General features: G+C 35.7%; 19 protein-coding genes. 12 read left to right on the top strand and 7 right to left on the bottom strand.

The features are described from left to right. Positions 1 to 57: 57 nt before the first annotated feature. A complete protein-coding gene (locus tag ABDJ41_RS17140) occupies positions 58 to 570 on the top strand; it encodes an ExbD/TolR family protein (protein ID WP_349787305.1) in 513 nt (170 codons plus the stop codon). A 65-nt stretch (positions 571 to 635) separates the two neighbouring features. Here ABDJ41_RS17140 and ABDJ41_RS17135 read toward each other — a convergent pair whose 3' ends face one another. From ABDJ41_RS17135 to ABDJ41_RS17125, 3 genes are all read right to left on the bottom strand, one after another. Next, positions 636 to 1,358, bottom strand: a complete 723-nt coding sequence (locus tag ABDJ41_RS17135; RefSeq protein WP_349787304.1) for a 3-ketoacyl-ACP reductase — start codon at positions 1,356 to 1,358, stop codon at positions 636 to 638. A 130-nt stretch (positions 1,359 to 1,488) separates the two neighbouring features. Then, positions 1,489 to 1,680 (bottom strand): cold-shock protein, encoded by a 192-nt coding sequence (locus ABDJ41_RS17130; RefSeq protein ID WP_349787303.1) that lies wholly within the window; start codon positions 1,678 to 1,680, stop codon positions 1,489 to 1,491. A 316-nt stretch (positions 1,681 to 1,996) separates the two neighbouring features. Further along, the gene (locus ABDJ41_RS17125) at positions 1,997 to 2,698 is read right to left on the bottom strand and encodes a 3-keto-disaccharide hydrolase (RefSeq protein ID WP_349787302.1); all 702 of its coding nucleotides are present in this window, start codon (positions 2,696 to 2,698) and stop codon (positions 1,997 to 1,999) included. Between the two features lie 256 nt (positions 2,699 to 2,954). On the opposite strand from ABDJ41_RS17125, the gene ABDJ41_RS17120 reads away from it, so the two are divergent. After that, positions 2,955 to 4,826 (top strand): TonB-dependent receptor plug domain-containing protein, encoded by a 1,872-nt coding sequence (locus tag ABDJ41_RS17120; RefSeq protein WP_349787301.1) that lies wholly within the window; start codon positions 2,955 to 2,957, stop codon positions 4,824 to 4,826. Between the two features lie 62 nt (positions 4,827 to 4,888). Here the strand turns inward: ABDJ41_RS17120 and ABDJ41_RS17115 are convergent, their stop codons facing one another. From ABDJ41_RS17115 to ABDJ41_RS17100, 4 genes are all read right to left on the bottom strand, one after another. After that, on the bottom strand, positions 4,889 to 5,707 hold the full coding sequence (locus ABDJ41_RS17115) for a hypothetical protein (RefSeq protein WP_349787300.1): 819 nt from the start codon (positions 5,705 to 5,707) through the stop codon (positions 4,889 to 4,891). 8 nt (positions 5,708 to 5,715) lie between these two features. After that, a complete protein-coding gene (locus ABDJ41_RS17110; protein ID WP_349787299.1) occupies positions 5,716 to 6,252 on the bottom strand; it encodes a heavy-metal-associated domain-containing protein in 537 nt (178 codons plus the stop codon). A 135-nt stretch (positions 6,253 to 6,387) separates the two neighbouring features. Next, a complete protein-coding gene (locus tag ABDJ41_RS17105; RefSeq protein ID WP_349787298.1) occupies positions 6,388 to 6,786 on the bottom strand; it encodes an HYC_CC_PP family protein in 399 nt (132 codons plus the stop codon). A gap of 101 nt (positions 6,787 to 6,887) precedes the next feature. Beyond that, on the bottom strand, positions 6,888 to 7,541 hold the full coding sequence (locus ABDJ41_RS17100) for an oxidoreductase (protein ID WP_349787297.1): 654 nt from the start codon (positions 7,539 to 7,541) through the stop codon (positions 6,888 to 6,890). 253 nt (positions 7,542 to 7,794) lie between these two features. Here ABDJ41_RS17100 and ABDJ41_RS17095 point away from each other — a divergent pair, with 253 nt between their 5' ends. The 10 genes from ABDJ41_RS17095 (at position 7,795) to ABDJ41_RS17050 (ending at position 23,398) form a co-directional block, all read left to right on the top strand. Further along, positions 7,795 to 8,370, top strand: coding sequence for an RNA polymerase sigma-70 factor (locus ABDJ41_RS17095; RefSeq protein WP_349787296.1), 576 nt, complete (start codon positions 7,795 to 7,797; stop codon positions 8,368 to 8,370). 95 nt (positions 8,371 to 8,465) lie between these two features. After that, complete coding sequence (locus tag ABDJ41_RS17090) at positions 8,466 to 9,614, top strand: FecR family protein (RefSeq protein ID WP_349787295.1); 1,149 nt, start codon at positions 8,466 to 8,468, stop codon at positions 9,612 to 9,614. 309 nt (positions 9,615 to 9,923) lie between these two features. After that, positions 9,924 to 13,280: a TonB-dependent receptor gene (locus ABDJ41_RS17085; protein ID WP_349787294.1), complete on the top strand. Its 3,357-nt coding sequence runs from the start codon at positions 9,924 to 9,926 to the stop codon at positions 13,278 to 13,280. Between the two features lie 10 nt (positions 13,281 to 13,290). Next, positions 13,291 to 15,231, top strand: coding sequence for a RagB/SusD family nutrient uptake outer membrane protein (locus ABDJ41_RS17080; protein WP_349787293.1), 1,941 nt, complete (start codon positions 13,291 to 13,293; stop codon positions 15,229 to 15,231). A 19-nt stretch (positions 15,232 to 15,250) separates the two neighbouring features. Beyond that, entirely contained in the window at positions 15,251 to 16,429 is a 1,179-nt protein-coding gene (locus ABDJ41_RS17075) for a DUF5000 domain-containing lipoprotein (protein ID WP_349787292.1), read from the top strand. Between the two features lie 24 nt (positions 16,430 to 16,453). Further along, on the top strand, positions 16,454 to 17,152 hold the full coding sequence (locus ABDJ41_RS17070; protein ID WP_349787291.1) for a DUF4998 domain-containing protein: 699 nt from the start codon (positions 16,454 to 16,456) through the stop codon (positions 17,150 to 17,152). Positions 17,153 to 17,169: 17 nt separating this feature from the next. Beyond that, on the top strand, positions 17,170 to 18,618 hold the full coding sequence (locus ABDJ41_RS17065; protein WP_349787290.1) for a hypothetical protein: 1,449 nt from the start codon (positions 17,170 to 17,172) through the stop codon (positions 18,616 to 18,618). A gap of 9 nt (positions 18,619 to 18,627) precedes the next feature. Further along, complete coding sequence (locus tag ABDJ41_RS17060; protein ID WP_349787289.1) at positions 18,628 to 19,452, top strand: endonuclease/exonuclease/phosphatase family protein; 825 nt, start codon at positions 18,628 to 18,630, stop codon at positions 19,450 to 19,452. Positions 19,453 to 19,595: 143 nt separating this feature from the next. Further along, complete coding sequence (locus tag ABDJ41_RS17055) at positions 19,596 to 20,591, top strand: Gfo/Idh/MocA family protein (RefSeq protein ID WP_349787288.1); 996 nt, start codon at positions 19,596 to 19,598, stop codon at positions 20,589 to 20,591. A gap of 47 nt (positions 20,592 to 20,638) precedes the next feature. Continuing rightward, complete coding sequence (locus tag ABDJ41_RS17050; RefSeq protein ID WP_349787287.1) at positions 20,639 to 23,398, top strand: PQQ-dependent sugar dehydrogenase; 2,760 nt, start codon at positions 20,639 to 20,641, stop codon at positions 23,396 to 23,398. Positions 23,399 to 23,429 lie beyond the last annotated feature (31 nt).

Genomic DNA, 23,429 nt, shown 5'->3' with positions numbered 1-23,429 from the left:
TTGCTTTATGGAATTCCATATGTTCAGTCATCATCTTTTAAACTAAAACTAAAGATTATGGCCGAATTAAGTGTTTCCCGAAACAGAAGATCTGTACCGAAAGTTGATTTAACTGCTATGGTTGATCTTGCATTTTTACTGATTACATTTTTTATGCTTACAACTTCATTATCTAAGCCGGTTGCTATGGATATTTCAAAACCTGATGAGGTTGATGGTTTACAGGAGCCTGTGCCAGCTTCTCGTTCTATGACTATTCTATTAGGAAAGAATAATAAAATAGCTTGGTATATGGGTGAATCGGGGAAGAGTCGGCCTGTAGTGGAGGGCATTGAGCGTGTACGTCATGCTATCCTTGCAAATAAATTGAAAGTCCAGGCTGCAAATCCTGATCACCCAAAAAAAGGATTATTTATAATCATCAAACCAACGGCAGGATCCAGATATAAAAACTTTGTAGATATTATGGACGAATTAAGGTTAGCTGGAATTAATGTTGCACCTGCAATTGATGATGATCATATTACCAAGGAAGAGCAAGATTTTATGAAACAACAACAACTCCTTTAAAGGTTAGCTAATAATAATCGTTGATATAGCAGAAAAGCCGCAATTTGCGGCTTTTCTTATTAATTTTAAGGGTTTGTAGACCAAAGACTAACGTCTTTAACTAATGCACGTGCGGGTAGTTTTAAATGAGCTACCAGAAGATCGGCAAAATCCTCAGGTTGTAATGTCGAATCCGGATTGCCGTCTGTAAGTTTATTTTCAATCGCTAAATCAGTTGCGATTGTACTTGGAGTAAGTGTAAACACACGGATATTAGATTTTCTTGCTTCCTGCATTAATGATTCTGATAAACCAATCAGACCGAATTTTGAAGCACTGTAAGCGCTTGTTAATGCAGCACCTTTTAATCCTGCACTGGAAGAAATATTTACGATATCACCACTTTTACGTTCCAACATTTGTGGTAATATTTGTTTAATGAAGTAGTATGGTCCAAATAAGTTTGTTTTGATCATGTTTTCCCATTCACTAACTTCAAGATCAAGGAATTTACCAAATTTAGCAATGCCTGCATTATTTACAAGGATATCAATCTTACCTATTTCTGCAGTAATCTTTGCACATGCTGCATTTACTTCCTCAATATTTGCAACATCTGCAGTTGCAAATACAACTTTAATATCTGGGTTGATTTGTTTTGCCTGATCGCTAACCTTTTCAAGATCGCTTGAGGTTCTGGCTAATAATGCCAAATTAACTCCTTCTGTGGCCAATGCTAATGCAATTGCTTTGCCTAAGCCTTTACCTGCACCAGTAATTAATGCTGTTTTATGATTTAAAGTTTCCATATTTAATAAATTAGTATAATCAAGCTATTAGCTTAATAATTGCAAATTTACGGAACACTATGCAATAGGAGAGTAAAAAAAAACATCCACCTGTTTGGGTGGATGTTTTTACAATTTATAAATATTTTGATTAGCTAATCTTAACATTAATTGCGTTCAAGCCTTTTTTACCTTGCTCGATGTCATAGCTTACAGAATCATTCTCACGAATGCTATCAATTAAGCCTGAAGAATGAACAAAAATTTCGGCATCACCATTTGATGGTATAATAAATCCAAAACCTTTAGTTTCATTGAAAAATTTTACTGTTCCTTGTTGCATTATATTATTGTTTAAATATAAAACAAAGGTATTGTAAATTATTGGATATCAAAATATTATTTGTGTTTTTTATTGTTTTGTAATTTTTTTATAATGAAGAGTTAAAGTTATTTAATCACCCAATAGCCCACAGCAAGCCAAACAAGGCCCTTAACAAGGAAAAATAAAAATCCCCATACGCCAATTTTTTTTAGCCATTTAAGTAAAGCAACCTTTTTATCAGAAGTTGAATTGGTGTTCATTTTTCAATATTACTTTGATTTATATACAAAAGTATAGACAATATATTGATATAACAACGGCATAAAATGATACTTTAGTCTTTACTTAATTTTTTAATTGGTTTAAGAACTACTTTTCTAAATTCTACTTCCGAACCTTCTGCTTGTAATGCTATTTGACCACTCCTAACGGTACAGTTGGTTCCATGATTAGCCAGTTTACCATTGACCCAAACTTTTACCTGGTCGTCAAGGCATTCAACAATCATTTTATTCCATTCGCCTACAGGATTTTCTAAGGTGTTACTTGTCAGTTTCTTTATGCGGCGTAATTTGTCGCCATTAATGCCCCATTTCGTTTTATCACCCCGTCTTTTCTCCATGTCAGGGACAATAATGTCTTCTTCAATGCACCAGAAATCACCCGCGTTCTGGTTCATCATCTGCACCTCTATTGATTTTGGGAACATTCCATAAAGGGCTCTGGGAGTTGAAGCATGTACTAATACACCACAATTCCCAGGTTTTGCCGAGAAGCGGTACTGTATTTCAATCCTGTAATTTTGATAAACAGCATCTGTAATAAGGTGACCGCGGGGATCACCCAAACTTACCAGCAAGCCATCACGAATAATAAAGGATGGTCTGATATTTTGGTCTTTATCTTTAGCAGGAACATCACTATGCCATCCGGTTAAATCTTTCCCATTAAATAAACTCTTTGTCTGTGCAAAAGAAATTGTACAGCTTAAGCACAATAGTGCAATTAAAAATGTTTTGGTTAGTTTTGGTTTCATATGCTAAATATAGCATAACCTTATTAAAGGTTGATTGATAAAAAAATGAGATCAACACAATATTACGTTTAATTAAGCGTCTATATATGTGAGAGCGTTAATTTAGATGAGCGGGGAAGGATCGGTATGATCAATCCCCGCTTTTTTTTTGACTATTTATCAAGGTTGATACTATCTTTGCCCGTCGAAATTAAAAAGAATGTATTTAAAACGTATTACTTTGTCCACTGGCCAGTATTCCTTTTTAAGGATTTCAATGCTCTCAATTTTTTTAATGGCCTCAATTGGCTTTGCTATGGCACAGCAGCCATATCTCAAAACAAAAGGAGATACCATTAACCACTTGAATGAAGTAGTTGTTAAAGAAAACAGATTGCAGTTGCCGTTTTCCAAGCAAAATAGAAATATATGGATAATTGATAAAGAGAAGATTAAAACGCTTCCTGTCAGGTCAGTTGCTGAATTGTTAAGCTATGTTTCCGGGGTAGATGTAAGGCAGCGTGGACCAGGTGGTTTACAAGCTGATATTAGTATTGATGGTGGTACTTTTGATCAATCGCTTGTATTGATTAATGGAATAAAAGTTTCCGATCCTCAAACAGGGCATAATATGATGAATCTGCCTATTAATATGGATGATATTGATCATATTGAAGTATTACGTGGATCAGCATCAAGAGTATATGGTATTAATGCTTTGACTGGGGCTATAAATATTGTAACCAGGACACCCACGCAAACGGGTGTTTCAGCGAATATATTTGCAGGAAGTAGTTTTAAAGACAATGCTTCTAATAGTAAATATTATAATTACGGTATTAAGGCGGGAGGGAACCTTGTTTTAAAAGGATCAAGTCATCTGTTTTCTGCTGGACAAGAAGCTGGTAATGGTTATCGGTATAATACGGCTTTTAATAATCAAAAAGTTTATTATCAAGGTAAGTATGCTGTCGGAAAAACAGATATGATTGATATAATGGCAGGATATATCCATAATAATTTTGGTGCCAATGGTTTTTATTCATCACCAGGTGATATAGAATCTGAAGAAACAGTTAAAACAGCACTAGCGGCAATCTCTTATACTACTAAAATAACTGAAAACTGGACTATGGTTCCCAGGATTAGTTACCGGAATAATGTAGATGACTATCTGTATATAAAGCAAACGCCTGATAAATTTCATAACCATCATATCACAAATGTATTCGACGCAGAGTTGAATAATACTATCCAGACAAGCATAGGGACTTTTGGTGTGGGGCTTGAAGCCAGAACAGAACGTATTGAGAGTACTAATCTTGGAAAACGTAACCGTAATAATGCGGGATTGTTTGGGGAGTATAAATTTGAACCAATAGAACGTTTATTGGTGAATGCAGGTGTGTATACAAATTATAATTCTGATTATGGCTGGCAGGCTTTTCCTGGATTAGATGTGGGTTATAATTTTTATGGTAACTGGCGTGTGTTTGCAAATGTAGGTACTGGACAACGATTGCCAACTTATACAGATTTGTATTATAAAGGGCCAACTAATATTGGAAATGATCAGTTAAAGACTGAAAAATCTAAGTACGCAGAAGGAGGGTTTAAATTTAACAATGATCGTTTAGCTTTAAATGCAAGTTATTTTGTGCGTAGAATTGATAATTTTATAGATTGGGTAAAAACGCAGCAGACAGATCCATGGCAACCACATAACTTTAGTCAGATAAATACCAAAGGCTTCACATTGAGTGCAGATTATAAATTGTTAGCTGCTTCAGAAAGTACATTAAGTAATGTCAGACTAGGTGTTTCCTATACTCGTTTAGACCCAAGATTTAAAAAAACAATGTCTACTGCAGTTTTTTCACGTTATGCACTGGAGAGTTTAAGAAATCAGTTAAGTAGTACACTAAGTGCAGATTTAATTGAACAGCTGTCTTTTACGCTTACTACACGCTATTGTGAGCGAATTAGCTATAAAAATTATATGGTGATGGATGCTAGATTAGCATTTAAACAAAAGAAATATAGTATTTACGCTGATGGTGCAAATCTATTTAATATACAATATATTGAAGCTGGCGCAGTGCCAATGCCAGGAGCATGGTTTACATTAGGTGTGAAAACGATCTTTTAATGTTAAGAATAAAAAAGAGGTTCAGAATAATCTGAACCTCTTTTTTGCATATAAACAATTCTCTATTTAATCATATTAAAGAAATTAAACTCTACCCGGGCCATATACATATTCTTATTAAATCTGTTTTCCAGGTTTCCTGCAATCTCAAATCGATAACCTAGATCAATTCTTGTACGGCTATTGATGATGACCTGTACAGCTGGAGCAAAATCGACGTACGATTTGCCATTTTTAGGGTTGGTTTTTCCCAATACTTCAAAGTATAAATTCAGATTAGGTTGATTATAATTTTTATAGACAAAAGGTAAAAGCAGGTAACCTGATGATAGGCTATAACCCAGCATATGATCTGGTTGGGGCATGCCCTTAATCACTTTATCTCCTGCGTTATCGAATGCTTTGCTATAACTCAAAGTACTGGATAAAGCTAATTTATGTAGCAATTGCGTAAAGACTAACCCGGCTTGAATTCCGGTATTATCTCCTTCAAGATTGATGTCTTCAGAATAAGTGGGCCTGTTGCTGGTACTAGCTCTGGCAAAGACTGCCGCTCTGAAATGACTTTGTGCCTCATCGATCGATAGAAACCTATATTTGGCATATAAACCAGCACCTTCAGTTCTATATTTGCCATCCATATCGGAAAAATATCCCTGACCATGTACCATGAAGTTTTTATTAAAGCCAACCATTAATTCAGGGATCAGTCGACTGGAGAAATTAGGACTAAAAACACCTTCGTTTGTTAATCTAAATCCAATAGATTTTGCAGCCATATTGCTCGCAGGTTCAGAAAATACATACAATTCCTGGGCCTGTACGGTTATAGTACCCATAGCAATTGCTACAGGCACCCATAATGATTTTAAAAATCTCATATAAATACTTAGATATTTAAATGATAAATACGTGTCTTTTTACCATTTACAGTACCCATGCCACTTTTATATGAGTCAATTTTAACTTGTGCTGACCTCTTTTTAAAAGCTGAGCCAGACATGAAATCTTTATCTACTACAGTAGCTTTAACAGGGCCATTTAAAGTTTTATCTTTAGTGTTTAAGAACTGGTAAACATTTGTTCCGGCTATTGCTAGACCTTTATCGTCAACTTTAGTGTTATTGAAATTAAAAACTGCGTCAAGGTTCCCTATTGAGAAACCGGCATCTTGTACTTTCTTTTTAATCTGGTCAATATTCACAGATTTATTTTGTTTAAAAGTCAGCACAAAGATATTACGGTTCAGATCTGGCTCAACATTACCGATAAAGTCCAGTGTTCTTAATGATTTTTCCGTAGCTTGAGAGCACATAGAGCAAGTTAATCCGGTAACCTGGAGTTCTGCTGAAGAAATTTGTTGTGCAGAAACTTTGCCTGCAAATAATACAATAGATAGTATGATTAGACTTTTAATCGTTTTCATGGGGGTATAATTTAAATTTATTATTGAAGACTGCCGATCCTTATGGGGAAGGGCAGTAAATAAAAGATGACGCATAATAAACACGCCAAATCATTACAGAAATGATCTGCAACAATTCAATAAATTATTCCTGGTCTAAATTCTGAAAACGCAATTGTACAAATGAAGAGATAGTTTTGTAGAGAGCGGAGGGGCCTTATTTACTGCATGACTGGATAAGTTGGATGATGCATAACCAGATGCTGGTGTAAACAAAGAGCCTAAAAATAATTCAGTGCTAAAAAGCTGAGCTAGTTTTAATTTTACTTCAGCCTTATGACTGTCTTTAACTTTTGCATCTATAGAAGTATTCTTACAACAATCACTTTCTTTCCCTTTTTTCTCTGCTTTTTTACAAGAATTACATTTAACTGTTTCAGTAAAACTGACTTTAGAAAGTGTTCCACCACAAAAGTGCATATTCAATGCAATCCCAATGATACTCATCAGGTAAAATGCACATAAGCCGATTGTAAGTTTATTCCGCAGTTTCATACTTTTTCAAACGTATAGATATTATTTAATATAGCAAAATGAATGAGAGCAGAGTCGACACATTTAGTGATTTTGTTACATAAAGAAGATATTGACAGTTGTTATTCTCCCAATTGAACCAGCTGGTCTGAGTCATAAGTATAGATACCATCAAGTTGTTTTAGAGATTGCTTTAACATTGCAGCAGCAACTGTTTCTATTTTAATACTACGGTATTTTTTTAATCCTCCAATAAGTAGTGGATTTAAGACGTGCATCAAACCAATCATAAAGCGCTCAGTACTACGATATTCTTTACGATCTCCATCCAATAGCGATGGTCTGTAAATATGTATAGCTTTAAAAGGGATACTTTTTAAATCACGTTCTACTTCACCCTTTAGTTTTGTATAAAAAACAGAAGAATTTGCATTTGCTCCTAAAGAAGATACCAAATGGTATTGTGGAATGCCATTTTGATGTGCAATAAATGCAATATCCAGAGGATATTGGTAATCAATTTTACGGTATTGTTCCTGATCAGGAGTTTTACTTTTTGTTGTACCTAAGGCACAGAATACAACATCACCTTTTATATGGTCATGATGGTTCTCAATTCGATCAAAATCAACAACCAGTTGTTTCAGTTTGGGGTGTTGCATGGGGATTTCTGTACGAACAATGGCTGTTACTTTAGTATAAGAAGGATGGTTTAGTAACTGATGTAATAAGTTGTTCCCTATAAGCCCAGTTGCTCCAGTAATTATTGCTTCCATTGATTATAAATATAGTGTTTAACAATTTACTACGACTCTAAGTTTTGTTTGTTTAAGGTTAAGTTTCTTGGAAATATTTCATATTATTGGTGAGTATATTTATAAGATTTATCAAGAAGTACGGTTGTGTTGTTAAGGAAATATAATTGTTGTTTTTAAATGATTGTTCTTTAGAGACTACTTAGTAATTGAATAATTAGTTTAGCTATTATTTTCTAGAGCAGTTTTAAAGAAAATATAAATACATAAAGACATGTTCCAGTATAATTTAAAAAGCACTACAGATGAACAGTTGATCGAGTTGATTCGCGATTATGATAGTCGCGAAGCATTCGATGAACTCTATAACAGGCATTGGAAATACTTATTTACTTCATCTTTTAATCTACTTAGAGATAGAGATGAAAGTATGGATATTTGTCAGGTTGTATTTTTATGGTTTTGGGAACATCGGAAAACGATAAACATTAAAACAAATATAAGAGGGTACTTATATAGTTCAGTGAAATACAAGATCGCCAACTTTATCCGAAGTGGAAAAATACGTGAGAGTTTCTTTGATGAATTAAAACGGGTTGATATAGATACATTCCAGGAAAATGAAATGGAGGTTAAAGAACTTCAGATTATGATCTTTCATCTGGTAAATGATCTTCCAAAAAAGTGTAAAGAAGTATTCCAATTGAGTAGGAATGAAAACCTAACTCATAAACAAATTGCCGATAAACTTGGGATTTCTGAAAAAACTGTAGATGACCATATTTTAAGGGCTTTAAAAAAGCTTAGAACTCCTCTAAACAGGTTGGCGTCAATTTTTATTATGCTGTAAATAAGTGTCTTGTGTTTTATTTTAATTTTATTTATAAATAAAACAGGTGTTCAGACTCTATTAAGTGCCATACATATAAAGGCATATTAAAAAAGATGGATAAACAAGCGTTCGTAGAATTGGCAAATAAGGTAGCAAGTGGTCTTGCTAATGAACAGGAGTTATCCTTATATAGTAACTATATTAACCAATTTAAAGGCAACTCAGAGTGGAATACGCAACTCATGGGGAATGAAGCTGAAACGAAAAATGAATTGCTTAAGAAGATCAATACAGCGTTAATTGTTAAAGCAATTCCTTTTTATCAAAAGACAAGCTTTAAGTATCTTATTGCGGCTTGTATTGCTTTGGTTGTTACTGCGGTAGGTGCAGTTTTTTATAGTAACAATCTAAATTCTTTAAAGAATAAAAATAAGATCGCACTTGAAAATGATGTTGCTCCAGGAGGTAATAATGCTGTATTGACGCTTGCAGATGGTTCTCAAGTTTTACTTAATGATACTGATAATGGAAAAATTATAGAAGAGAAAGGTATCAGTATAACAAAAGCAAAAGATGGGCAATTGATTTACCGGATTATTGATCGTGGAGCCAATAGTCCCTCTAATACGGAACAGGTTATCGCTTATAATACCATCACTACTCCCAGAGGTGGTCAATACCAGGTGTTGCTTCCTGATGGGACTCAGGTTTGGCTAAATGCCTCATCGTCTATAAAATTTCCTACCTATTTTTCGGCCAAGCAACGAAATGTGACATTAACGGGAGAAGCTTATTTCGAGGTTTCAAAAGATAAGACAAAATCATTTGTAGTGAATGTGGATGAAATGAGTGTAGAGGTTTTAGGGACTCATTTTGATGTAATGGCTTATAAAGATGAAGAAAGTATTAATACTACTCTATTAGAAGGCTCGGTTAAGGTTACTAAAAATAATGAAAGTAGAATTCTAAAACCAGGTCAACAAGCAAAGGTAAAAGGAGGTATACAAGTAGTAGAGGCTGCTGCTGATGTTTTGGCATGGAAAAATGGCTTAACTTCATTTATAGACGCAGATATCAGAACTATCATGAGACAAGTGGCCAGGTGGTATGATGTTGAAGTGAAATATGAAGGGGATATTCCGAGAAGACTTTTTACTGGAGAAATATCAAGGAAAGCCAATCTTTCTGAACTTATTAAAATTATTAAACTAAGTAATATACAATTGAAATTGGAGGGGAATGTAATTACAGTAATGCCCTGATAGGAATTCTAAACACATAAACATAATAATTAATAAAAGTGTCTAACCAACCTTATCTAAAAACCAAACGACTAACATATGAAAGAATAACTACGAACCCTTATTCAGGTTAATACAAAAAACCGGTATTGCGCTAACAGTACCGGCTCTACTGTCTTTTACAACAGTTGTAGGGATTAACTTATTTCACAAATCTAACGACAGATTATCAAACACTTAAAACCCTAACAAAACAAAAGTATGGATTTTTATTCTCTTTGTGGGCCCCCTAATGAAAAAAACAGGGGCCTAATCAAACTCTTTCTGGTTATGAAATTAACATTATTTATCGTAATTGTTATTGGCTGTATGCAGGTAAATGCATCTGGATATGCTCAGAAGATTACGCTCTCAGTTAAGAATGCCCCTTTGGAAAGAGTTTTTCAGGAAGTGAAAAAACAAAGCGGATACCTATTTTGGTATGAGAATTCACTATTGAATAAAACTAGAAAAGTAGATCTTGATTTAAAAAATGTAACACTTAGCTATGCGCTGGATGAATGCTTTAAAGATCAACCATTGTATTATCAGATAGTAGGTAATACCATTGTTATAAAAAACAGGGAAATTACCATTAACAGGAATCTGGAAAGAGAAATCAGAGGAGTGGTTTCAGATTCTGTAGGACCTATACCAGGTGTGTCGGTTAAGTTGAAAGACAAGTCAACAGTAGGTACTTCAACAGACAACTATGGAAGGTTTAGTTTAAAAATTCCTGATGACAACGCAATCTTGGTTTTCAGCATGGTAGGGTATGATAAACAGGAAGTGCCTGTGAAGAGCCTCTCTGTGTTAAATGTAAGACTAGTACCTACAAAAAATACTTTAGAAGATGTTGTTGTAGTAGCTTTTGGGACACAAAAGAAAACAGATATGGTAGGTTCCATTACTTCTATCAAGCCAGCGGATTTAAAGGTGCCCTCCAGTAATCTTACAACAGCACTGGCTGGTCGTGCCGCAGGGGTTATAGCTTACCAGAGAAGTGGGGAGCCTGGAGAGGATAATGCAGATTTTTTTATTCGTGGAGTAACATCTTTCGGAACAGGAAAAGTGAACCCTTTGATATTAATAGATGGAGTTGAGCTGGGAGTAACTGAACTTGCGCGTTTGCGTCCAGACGATATTGAAAGCTTCTCTATAATGAAAGATGCTACCTCAACAGCATTATATGGTGCCAGAGGTGCAAACGGAGTTATTTACGTTACCACCAAACAAGGTAAGGAGGGGGTAGCTACAATATCTTTCAGAGCCGAAGGTAGTATGTCCCAGGCTACGTCGAAAGTGGAATTTGCTGACCCAGTTACATTTATGAAACTATACAATGAAGCACAGTATGCAAGACATCCATTTGAAAATCCATTTTATACTCAGGAAAAGATTGATGGTACAGCTGAAGGTATAAGTCCTATTATTTATCCTGCAGTAAATTGGGAGAAAATGCTTTTTAAAGATCGTGCTTTTAATCAACGTTATAATTTGAATGTGAGTGGTGGCGGTAAGGTCGCGCGTTATTATGTGGCAGGTTCACTTGCACAGGACAATGGTGTAATAAAGATGGATAAAATCAATAATTTCAACAATGGAATTGATCTAAAAAGTTATACACTACGTGCAAACGTAAATATTGATCTTAGCAATACTACTGAACTTATCGTAAGATTGAACGGTAATTTTGATGATTATACCGGACCTATTGATGGGGGGAGTGAATTGTTTAACAAAGTGATTCGTAGTAACCCTGTTAACTTTTTACCATATTATCCAGCTGATGGAAAGCATAGTTCTGTGCAGCATATTATGTTTGGAGGAGATTCTAAAAAAGGTTTCTTAAATCCTTATGCTGATATGGTAAAAGGTTATAAAGATTACAATCGTTCCTTAATGTTAGCTCAGTTAGAGTTGAAGCAAAAATTGTCTTTTTTAACAGAGGGTTTAACATTCAGAACAATGATGAATACAAATAGGATTTCGCGTTATGATATTGCAAGATCTTATAAACCGTTTTTCTACGAGATCAGAGATTATGATAAAAGAACCCTCGACTATAATGTAGAGATGTTTAATGAAGATTCAGGCCGTGAGTTTTTGGACTTCACATTGCTGGACGATCTTAGGCAGCAAAGTACAGTGTTTTACATGGAGTCTGCACTTAATTACAATCGGACTTTCTCAAATAAACATTCTTTAAGTGGTTTATTGGTTTATATCATGCGCTCTGGTACAAATGCCAGAGCAGGAAATTTACAACTTTCTTTACCTTCAAGGAATTTAGGTTTATCAGGAAGGACAACTTATGGTTATGATAACCGCTATTTCGCTGAGTTTAATTTTGGTTATAATGGTTCTGAAAGGTTTCATGAAAGTAAACGCTTTGGTTTCTTCCCATCTGCAGGTGTAGCCTGGACAATTTCCAATGAAAAGTTTTGGCAGCCGTTTAAAGACAAGGTAAATAACTTGAGATTGAGAGCGACTTATGGATTGGTAGGTAATGATGCTATCGGATTGGATTCCGATAGGTTCTTTTATCTTTCTAATATAGATATGGCCAATTCCTATAGGGGTTTTACATTTGGAAGAGAGGGAAGCAGCGTTAAAAATGGGATTAATGTAGATCGTTATTCGAATCCAGATATTACATGGGAAACAGCCTATAAAACTAATTTGGCATTAGAGCTTGGTTTATTTAATAAAGTAAATATCCAGGCAGATTTTTTTAGTGAAAAACGAAGGAATATACTGATGAAAAGGGCGAGTATTCCTTCTACAATGGGGTTAACTGCTGATATAAGCGCTAACGTAGGGGAGGCTAATGCTAAAGGAATGGATATTTCTATAGACTACTCTCACAATTTTAAGAATGGTATGTGGTTGCAGTCGCGAGGTAACTTTACCTATGCCACTAATAAACGTACAGTTTTCGAAGAACCTATTTATCAAAAAGAATGGTGGAAATCGATGGTGGGATATCCTATCAATCAACAGTGGGGATATATTGCCGAACGATTATTCGTAGATGATAATGAGGTAAATAATTCACCTGCACAAAATTTCGGATCTCCAAACGTCGCTGGTGATATTAAATATAAAGATGTTAATAATGATGGACAGATTACCGAATTGGATATGGTGCCAATTGGTTTACCTACAGTACCCGAAATTGTATATGGTGTTGGCTTTTCATTAGGGTTTAAAAACTTTGATATTTCCACTTTTTTTCAGGGATCTGCTATCAGTTCTTTTTGGATAGATCCAGCAAGAGTGGAACCTTTTTCGGGAGGAAAGCAGATCATGAAAGCATTTGCTGACAATCATTTTTCTCCTGAACAACCAAATTCCTATGCACTGTGGCCAAGATTAAGTACAGAGACACATTCAAATAATTTAAAGCCAAGTACCTGGTGGATCAATAATGGTAGTTTCCTTCGCCTTAAACAAGCTGAAATAGGCTATTCAATTCCAACAAAAACTGCGAAAAGGTTAAAGATGCAAAATATGCGGTTTTATGCAAGTGGTACAAATCTACTTCTGTTTAGCCATTTTAAATTATGGGACATTGAGATGGGAGGTAATGGTTTAGGTTACCCACTGCAGAAAGTATTTAATCTTGGCTTAAACGTGACATTTTAATAACTGAAAGATGAAATTTACTAGAATATTAGTTTTAATTGCCGCCATCGCCATATTGGGCTCCTGTAAAAAGTATATTGATGTAGTTCCAGATAACGTTGCTACATTGGATTATGCCTTTAGAATGCGATCAACAGCAGAGCGGTATCTATACACCTGCTACTCTTTTCTTCCCAAAATGGGAAATATGTACCATAGCCCAGGCATGTTTGGAGGTGACGACCTTTGGGTGGCCACAGATAAAACAAGTTATTGGGCAAACTGGACCATCGGAATCGGTATGCAGAACATTAATACACCGATTCTTGATCATTGGAGAGGTACGCTGGAGGCAGATGGTAATGGTAACTTTATCAATAAGCCAAGTGCGCCTACACAATCACTATGGACAGGTATAAGTCAATGTAATATATTTCTTGAATATATTCATAAAGTGCCAGATATGGAGGAGTATGAACGTAGTCAATGGATCGCAGAAATAAAATTCCTGAAAGCCTTTTATCATTTTTCTCTATTACGGATGTACGGGCCAATTCCAATTCAAGATAAAAATATTCCCGTATCAGCTTCTGTAGAAGAAGTAAGAATCTCAAGAAAACCAGCTGATGAGGTATTTAATTATATCATTGCGCAACTTGATGCAGCTGCCCCTGATTTGCCTTTACAGGTTAGAGATGAAGGTACTGAATTAGGTAGAATTACCAGACCTATAGCTCTTGGCTTAAAGGCAAAAATCTTGGTTTATATGGCCAGTCCATTGTTTAACGGAAATCCTGATTATTCGGGATATAGTAATAAGGACGGGACAAAACTGTTCAGCGGAAATATAGACAAAGAAAAGTGGCGTCGTGCGGCTATAGCTTGTAAAGAAGCTATTGATATGTGTACTTCACTTGGTTATAAAATGTACGATTTTCTGGGTAATAACCAAACAGCAGCTATTTCTCAGGATACTAAATTGGCGATGAATGCTCGTGTAATTACAGATAAATGGAATACAGAAATTATATGGGCACATACTGGTGCATCTACTAAAGATTTACAAGCTTGGGCTACTCCTAGAGGATTTAATAATGCGCAAGCTTCCTTTACTGGTTCTACAGGTACTATTGGAGTTCCATTAAAAATAGCTGCACTTTATTATAGTCGTAATGGGGTTCCTATAGAAGAGGATATTACCTGGAATTATAATAACCGTTTTAATTTAAGAAAGAGTATCGCTGCTGATAAATACAAAATTAAAGAAGGATATACTACAGCAGAGTTCAATTTCGATCGTGAATCTAGATTTTACGGATCGTTAGGCTTTGATGGAGGAATTTGGTATGGATTGGGGGAGTTTGACGATAATAAGGCCTTTTGGTTAGAAACTAAAAAAGGACAGTTTGGTGGAAAAGTAGGTCAAAGTTGGCATTCTGTAACGGGGTATTATGCTAAAAAATATGCATACTACACAAATGCTATAACCAGCTCAACCAATTATACTACTACCAATTGGCCATGGGTCATGTTACGGTTGTCAGATTTATATTTATTATATGCAGAAGCTTTGAATGAAATTAATGGGCCAAGTGCTGAAGTTTATCAGTACCTCGACTTAATCAGAGCAAAAGCGGGATTAAAAGGTGTACAGGAGTCCTGGACCAACTTTTCCAGAACACCAGGAAAGATTTCTAATCCAGAAGGTATGCGAGAAATCATCCACAGAGAACGGTCTATTGAACTAGCTTTTGAAGCAGAACGTTTTTGGGATCTCCGTAGATGGAAAGAAGCACCTGAGGCTTTAAACAGGCCAATAACTGGTTGGGATGTTGATCAGGAAACTGCAGACGCTTATTACAGGGAAAAAGTTATTTATAACCAAGTTTTTAACCTTAAAGATTATTTCTGGCCAGTAAGTGAGCGTGATCTTATTGTAAATAAAAACCTGGTTCAAAGTCCGGGATGGTAAAACCTAAATAAAGTTAATTATGAAATTATTATTGCAAATATCTCTTGTCTTTTGCCTCTTTATTTATGGATGCAAGGAAAAAGAAATTGAACCACTTATTAAAAGTGGTAATAAGCCAGGTGTCATAACTAATGTTAAGGTAGACAATGGGCATGGCGAGGTTAAAGTAACTTATACTTTACCAGATGATTTAGACTTATTATATGTGCTTGCTGAATTTTCAACTAACGGTGGAGAAAAACGAATGGTAAAGTCGAGTATTTATTCAAATAATATCTTGTTGGAAGGGTTTGCGGATACGGATGAACATGAGATTGTTTTATATGCTGTTAATCGCTCAGAGAACAGATCTGAACCAGTAACTGTAAAAGTTAAGGCTTTAATTGCACCAGTTCATACCACCTTTGCGACACTGAAAGTAGTAGAGACTTTTGGTGGGGTTAGCCTTCAGCTTATCAATGAGTTACAAAAAGAATTTGTTGTGCACACACAGTATAAAAATGAAAACGGAGAGTGGGTAACATATGATAGACTTTATACCAATGCAAAAGAGAAAGAATATGCAGTTAGAGGATTACCAGCAAAGCCAACTGAATTTGCATTTTTTCTTGTAGACAAATGGAAAAATCAATCAGAAAGGTTAAGCGTGAAAATGACACCACTTTTCGAAGAAAGCTTAAATAAAGGCATATGGAAACACCATCCACTACCTTCAGATACTTATATTCCAGATTTTGATACTTGGGCAATCAATAACCTGTGGGATGGAGGGACTGCTAAGATTTTTTATCAAAAGCCAGGGGCAACTGTTGTGTTACCTAATTGGTTTACAATTGACTTGGGGAAAAGATATAAGTTTAGCCGTATTAAAGTGAATCAGCTATCTCATGCTAATGCCTGGATGTTTGCAAGTGGTGCGCCGAAAACATTTGAAATTTATGGTAGCAATGCGCCCGCCACAGATGGAAGTTGGGAAAGTTGGACCTTGCTCTCCGGTTTTGAATCTATAAAACCGTCTGGTGCTGCTTTAGGAGCCCTTAGTAACGAAGATATAGCTGTAGCCAAAGAGGGAGAAAACTTTGTCTTTCCATTGAATACTTCACCATACCGATATATTCGTTTTAAAACGCTTAAAACTTGGGCTGGTAATACCAATGTGATGATTTCTGAATTGACGCTGTGGGGACAAGAACAATAATAATAGATATTAATATTTACTAAAATGAACATAAAAATTAAGACGATTTCACTATTGTATCTGGTTGTTTTTTCTACTATATATTTTTCGGCCTGTAAAAAGATGGATGATAGCTATAGACAATTTATTGAGAAAGGTGAGACAGTATATATTGCTAAAGCAGATTCTATCAAAATTCACGGAGGCAATAATCGGGTAGAAGTTACCTGGTTATTGCTGTCAGACCCGAAAGTGTCGAGGTATAAAATGTTTTGGAATAACGGGAGGGATTCAATAGAAAATACAGTAACAAAGACTGCAGAAGTAGATCTTGTAAAAGTTATGTTGACAAATATGGCAGAGGGCACGTATTTTTTTGACATCTATTTGTATGATAAATTGGGTAACTCTTCTGTAAAATCGACCAAATCAGGGAGAGTCTATGGAGAAAGATTCAAATCCTCAATGCTAACCAGAGCATATCGCTCAATTAAACGAAATGGAAATGATGTGGATGTGGAGTGGATGCCTGCAGATACGGCTGTAAAACAAGTTGATCTTGAGTATTTGGATACCAGAGGAGACTTGAAAAAAGTTGTTGTAATAGATAAGAAGCAATCTTCTGTACGCTTAGTTGATATGCCGATTAATGGATCATTTATGTACAGAACGGTGTTTGAACCTGAGTTGAAAGCTTTAGATCTATTCTACACTCCATATGTAACTATTCAACTTACTTTATAAATTATTAATATTTAAAAATGATTAATTTTTTTATTAGCAGTCTATTATTTGTGTTCATGGGTTTAGGTTGTAAAGTGGAATACGTTCCGAAACCTAAAGCTGGAATTGATGTTGAAAAGCAACTAAATGATACTTTAAGTGGATTGTCAATACAAGTTGATGCTAATTTTGCTTACTATAAAAACCGGAGTAATGAAAGTATTGCAGATGAGATAGTGTTAGCTGGTTATAAAACAGTTCGTTATCTCGTGCTAAATGAGTCAAATGTAAATGTAGGTTTGATCCAAGCTTTCCATAAAAGGGGAATGAAAGTATGGTTGCAAGCTTCAGGTAGTGTGACTTATGAAACCAATGGTTATCCTGTAGATTGGCCCTCGTGGAAGATGGAATTGAATAATTCTGTAAATGGCAAAAATGGCTATATCTTTTTGTCACCATTTAATAAATCGTTTGTGAAATGGAAAAAAGAGAGTCTTGCCCGTTTGATGGTTAGCTATCCTTTTGATGGAGTAGAGCTTACTGAACCTTATTTTCCTGAATGGGATGCTATTAGTAAAGGTACCTATGGAGATGTGGGGCCTAATGCTCAGCTAGCATTTAAAAGTGAGTATGGGTTGAATATGCCTGATTTTAATAATCCTGAAGCAGCTAATTACTATAAAAAGAATCCAGAAATTTATAAAAAATGGATGGATTGCAGAGTGAATGCAGTAAACGAATACCTCAATGAAGTAGTAAATGGTATAGGTGGTATACGTGAAGTAAGACCAGATGCAAAGGTAGCTACTTGGAGCCTGGGTATTGATGGAGGCAAAAATTCTGTTAGCTTACTTCGCGAATATCAAGGTTTGGATGGGGCTGCAATGGTGAAATTGGTTAAACCAGATATACATTTTATCCAAACACACTGGCCAGACTGGGTAAAGTCTTCAACACAATTGCCACCAGATTACATGAAGTATTACAAAAGCTTTGTAGACGAAATAAAGGAGGCCGCTCCTGATCTAAAGATCGGCCTGCAAGGAGATATCGGTTCTGGTAAAGAAATGATTAAATCTGGGAAATGGGTAGCTGATTGTGAAAAAGCCGCCTTAAAGCATGGGTTCAGTGCCACTACTTTTTATGAATATCATATTGGTGGATATATGTATACAGAACCACCAGTCTTGAAGAAAGCAATAAGAAAAGGCACTGATACTATCATTCTTTCTTTCAGTAAAAGAATAGATTCCAACTCAGCAGCAGGAAAAAGTAATTACCAGTTTCGTAAGGATGGAAAATTAATCTCATTGAATATTGAAAATATCACAGTTGATGGGAATATGGTGATCCTTGAGGCTATTAAACTGCCGGTTGGAAAGTTTGAAATATTGGTTCGCAACCTTAAAGACACTCCTGAATTATGGCTTTTTAAAGGTTATCCTGCATTAGAATTAGCCAACCAAACCAAAATGATAATAGAGTAAATAAAAAATATGAAATCTTTTAACTATAGATACTTCATTTGTGCTGTATTAACTTTTTTTAGTTTAAACAGTTCGGCACAAAATTCAACCGAAAAAGTCCAATTAAATAAATCCATTAAGGTGATGAGTTATAATATTCGTATTGCTAGTCCACCATCTAAAGGCTGGGGTTTTACGGATTTGCAGGCAATTGCTAATGTGATCAATAGAATGAAGCCAGATTTAGTCGCCTTACAGGAGGTAGATGTTTATACAGAACGTTCAGGGAAGCATTCAAATCAGGGAAAAGAGCTTGCTGAAAAGACGGGTATGTATTACCATTTCGCTAAAGCAGTAGATCGTAGTGGAGGAGATTATGGTGTAGCGGTATTGTCTCGTTTTCCCATTATAAAAGGGGAAAGCTTCCGATTGCCACTCACCAAGGATTCTAAAGGTGAAATCCGCGCCGCAGCTTTGATACGTGTTAAAATATTTGGAGAAGAAACTGTTTTTATGTCTGCACATCTGGATCATCTATCAGATATTGATCGAAAATTACAGGTAGAAGAGCTAAACAAAATCATTAAAAACAATTCAAAGTACCCATTGATTTTTGGCGCAGATTTAAATATGCGACGTAATAATCCGGTAATTAATATACTTGAAAAAGAGGTGATTTTTAATTGTGTGGATTGCGAATCAACTTTCCCGGCAGATAGGCCAACGGAGACTATTGATTATTTGATGTTTAATAAGAAAGCATTTAAAAAGTTTAAAGTTTCCAATTATCGTGTGGGGGATGAAACTTATGCTTCAGATCATTTACCCTTAATGATGGATATAAGAAAGAAGTAATTCAATATAATAATTGATAAAGTTCCAGTATAATTTCCTATTTACTTGTTAATTAGTTCTTAAATAAAAAAAAATATTTAATTTAACGAGGTGATTATTAATAAAATTATCAAACTTTAAGCAAACACACAAAAACTAATAATATGAAATCTTTTAATCGTAGATCCTTTATCAAAACTACAGCGTTGGCAGGGGCAGGTATTGGATTCTTTAATTCAGCCAAGGCTTTCGATGTTTCAACATTTTCTGCATCTGATAAGCGAATTGGAATTATCGGCCTTGATACTTCTCATAGTGAGGTATTCACAAAACTTATCAATAATGGTGGACCTGAAATGGCAGGCTACAAAGTTGTAGCAGCTTATGCACAAGGATCCAAAGACATTCCTCAGGCATTAAAAGCAAAGCCTGGGATTACAGCAGCCGTAAAGGGGATGGGGGTGGAGTTAGTAGATTCTATAGAAGAACTGATTAGAAAGGTTGATGTTGTATTGCTTGAAACGGTTGATGGCAGGCCGCATTATGAACAAGCATTACCAGTAATGCAGGCAGGAAAAAGAATGTTTATTGATAAGCCCATTGCCGCCACATTGGAAGATGCAAAAAAAATATATGCGGCATCTAAAAAATACAATGCACCTATTTTTAGTTCTTCTGCATTGCGTTATGATACGAATGTAATGAAAGTAACAGGAGGTTCAATCGGTAAGGTATTGGGTGCTGATGTTTATACACCAGGAGAAATAGAACCTAATCACATGGATATGGCATGGTATGCAATTCATGGAATAGAAATGTTATTTACAGTTATGGGCCCCGGTTGTAAAACAGTTACCAGAATTCATAAAGACGGAGCAGATTTTATAACAGGTGTATGGAATGATGGCCGGATTGGTAGTGTCAGAGCAATCAGAAAGGGTGCAGCAAATATAGCCGGTACTGCCTTTGGTGAAAAAGGAATTGCACCTTTAGGTCCCTTTAACTCTTATGCTCCTCTAATTGGAGAGATCATATCATTCTTTGAAACAGGTAAACCACCAGTTTCAGAGGCAGAGACTATGGAGATCTTTACCTTCATACGTGCAGCAGATATGAGTCGTAAACGTAATGGAGCTTCGATTGCGATGGCAAGTGTTTAGAGGCTTGTTAAATTTACACACACACACACAAATTCAACTAAGTATAAATGAAACTAAAATATTTATTAATATTTGCTGTTGTTATTTTTATAGCCTCTTGTGCTATAAAGCGGCAGTCAACAAATGTTGGGCAGGTCAGTCAAATTTCCGCTAAAAAAAATGAAGGTCGATTGCTTGATACAATTATAAAAGCATCTCCATCAGAGGACAAGAAGACTAAGGCACTGGTAATGCCCGATAGTAGTCGCTACACCAGGATAGTATTGGCAGAAGGACTTGATGAACCTATGGAAATGGCAATTTTACCAAATTTGAATATTCTTTTTATTGAAAGAAAAGGTGGAGTTAAATTGTATAATAATGAATCTAAGGAAGTAAAAACAATTGCCAATATTGGTGTCTTTAGTGGTATTGAAGATGGATTGCTAGGTGTTGTAATTGATCCTAAATTTGCTGATAACCACTGGGTTTATTTTTACTATGCTGTTGCCGGCGAAGAGGCTATCAGCCGCTTGTCGAGGTTTGAATTAAAAGGAGAAAACCTCAACCTTAAATCAGAGCAGGTTTTATTGGAAATCCCAACTCAACGTAAATATTGTTGTCATTCAGCAGGATATCTTGCCTTTGATGCTAAGGGCATCCTTTATCTATCAACAGGTGATAATACCAATGCGGAAGAAACTGAAGGTCATACTCCGGTTGATGAAAGACCAGGACGTGAATTATCCGATGATCAGGCTACATCTGCAAATACTAACGATCTGAGAGGAAAGATTCTGAGGATTAAGCCAGAGCAAGATGGTAGCTATTCAATTCCTGATGGTAATCTTTTTCCGAAAGATGGCTCTAAAGGACTTCCTGAAATTTATACTATGGGTTCTCGTAACCCTTACCGGTTTAGTATAGACCATAAAAATGGCTACGTTTATTGGGGTGATGTAGGTCCGGATACAAAGGTTGTTGGAGAAGGCGGTGAATACATGAGCTTTGATGAGATTAATCAGGCCAAAGGACCAGGTTATTTTGGCTGGCCATATTTCCTTGGAAATAATCAGGCATTCCCGAAGTATGATTTTGCAACAAAAAAGACAGGAGAAAAAAAGGACCCTGCAAAACCGGTTAACAACTCTCCTAACAATACTGGAGAAAAAGAACTTCCACCAGCACAACCAGCCATGATCTGGTATGGTAAAATTCCTTCTAAAAATTTCCCTCTGGTAGGTAGTGGTGGAGCTACAGCTGCTGCGGGACCTGTTTATTACAGCGACATGTTTCCCAATGCTCCATATAAATTATCTGAATATTATAGCGGTAAGCTATTTATTTACGAGTGGATAAGAGGTTGGATAATGGCCGTTTCTTTTGATGAAAATGGTAATTACAAAAGCATGGAGCCTTTCTTAAAGCATCTTAAATTTTCTGCACCTACAGATATGCAGTTTGCTCCAGATGGTGCAATATATATGCTGGAATATGGAACAAACTGGTTTTCTAAAAACACTAATGCCAGGCTAATACGTATAGAGTATCAGGAAGGAAACAGAAGGCCTGTAGCTGAAATAGAAGTTGATAAGGTCTATGGTGCTGCGCCACATACTGTATTGCTGTCTGGAAGTAAATCAAAAGATTATGATAAAGATGATCAGCTGAGCTATAGCTGGAAAATAGATGGAAAAATAATTCAGGGAGCTACCGCCAGATATACTTTTGAGAAAACAGGGATTTTTAATGTAGAATTGATGGTTAAGGATGATAAGGGAAGTATGGGTACTGCGAAAACTAAAATTCATGTTGGAAATACACCACCAGAAGTAACCATTCAGACTTCTATAAACCGTAGCTTTTATTGGGATAACCAGATTCTTGATTATAACATAAAGGTTCATGATAAGGAAGACAAGATAATAGATCCACGTAAGGTAAAAGTCTCATTCGGATATATTCCACAAGGAAAAGATGTCGCAGTAATTTTAGCTGGAAATCAGGATCCTGGCGCATATCGTTACCTTAAAGGAGCACAAATGCTGGCGAACCTTGATTGTAAGGCTTGTCACTCTATGGATAAAGAATCAGTTGGACCAACTTACATGGCTATCTCTGCCCGTTATACAGGTAAAAAGGATGCAGTTAATTTTTTGTCAGGAAAAATTATTGAAGGAGGAAGTGGTAGCTGGGGTGAAAGAGCAATGTCTGCTCATCCTGCCCTGGCAAAGGAGGATGCCAAAGAGATGGTTAATTATATCCTTTCTCTATCTGCAAAACCTAAGAAATTACCATTAAAAAATGCAATTCCTTTAAAAGATCATATAGGAAAAGGTATTGAAGGAAGCTATCTTTTAAATGCCAGCTATCGTGATCTAGGGGCAAATGGAATAGAATCTTTAGATGGAAGGGCTAATATTTCATTGCGTAATCCTTTAGTTCAGGCAGATGATTTTGATAGTGGAAATGTTCGGATAGTCACACGTACTACTGAATTTATGGCTTTTATAAGTAATCTGACAGATAAAAAATACATCAGCTTTAATGGAATTGATTTATCGGGCGTTAAACGTATTAAATATAGAATACAACAAAATGGAACCGGGGGAAATATTGAGCTTAGGTTAGGAAGTAAAGACGGTCCTTTGGTGAGTACACTTATTGTGCCTGCAGCAGGTTCTCCAGACCAAAAATTGATTTGGAAAGAATTTTTAGCCCCTGTGACAGCCACTAAGGGAATGCATAATTTATATTTTGTTTTTACTGCTCCAGGATTGAAAGGGAATATGTTTAACCTGGACTGGATTTATTTTTCAAACAAATAATTCTGGAATGACGATCAATCAAACTAAACCA

This window comes from Pedobacter sp. ASV1-7, assembly GCF_040203335.1.
Classification (GTDB): Bacteria; Bacteroidota; Bacteroidia; order Sphingobacteriales; family Sphingobacteriaceae; genus Pedobacter.
The sequence above is the reverse complement of the archived record's forward strand: the minus strand, read 5'-3'. Positions and strand labels throughout refer to the sequence as shown.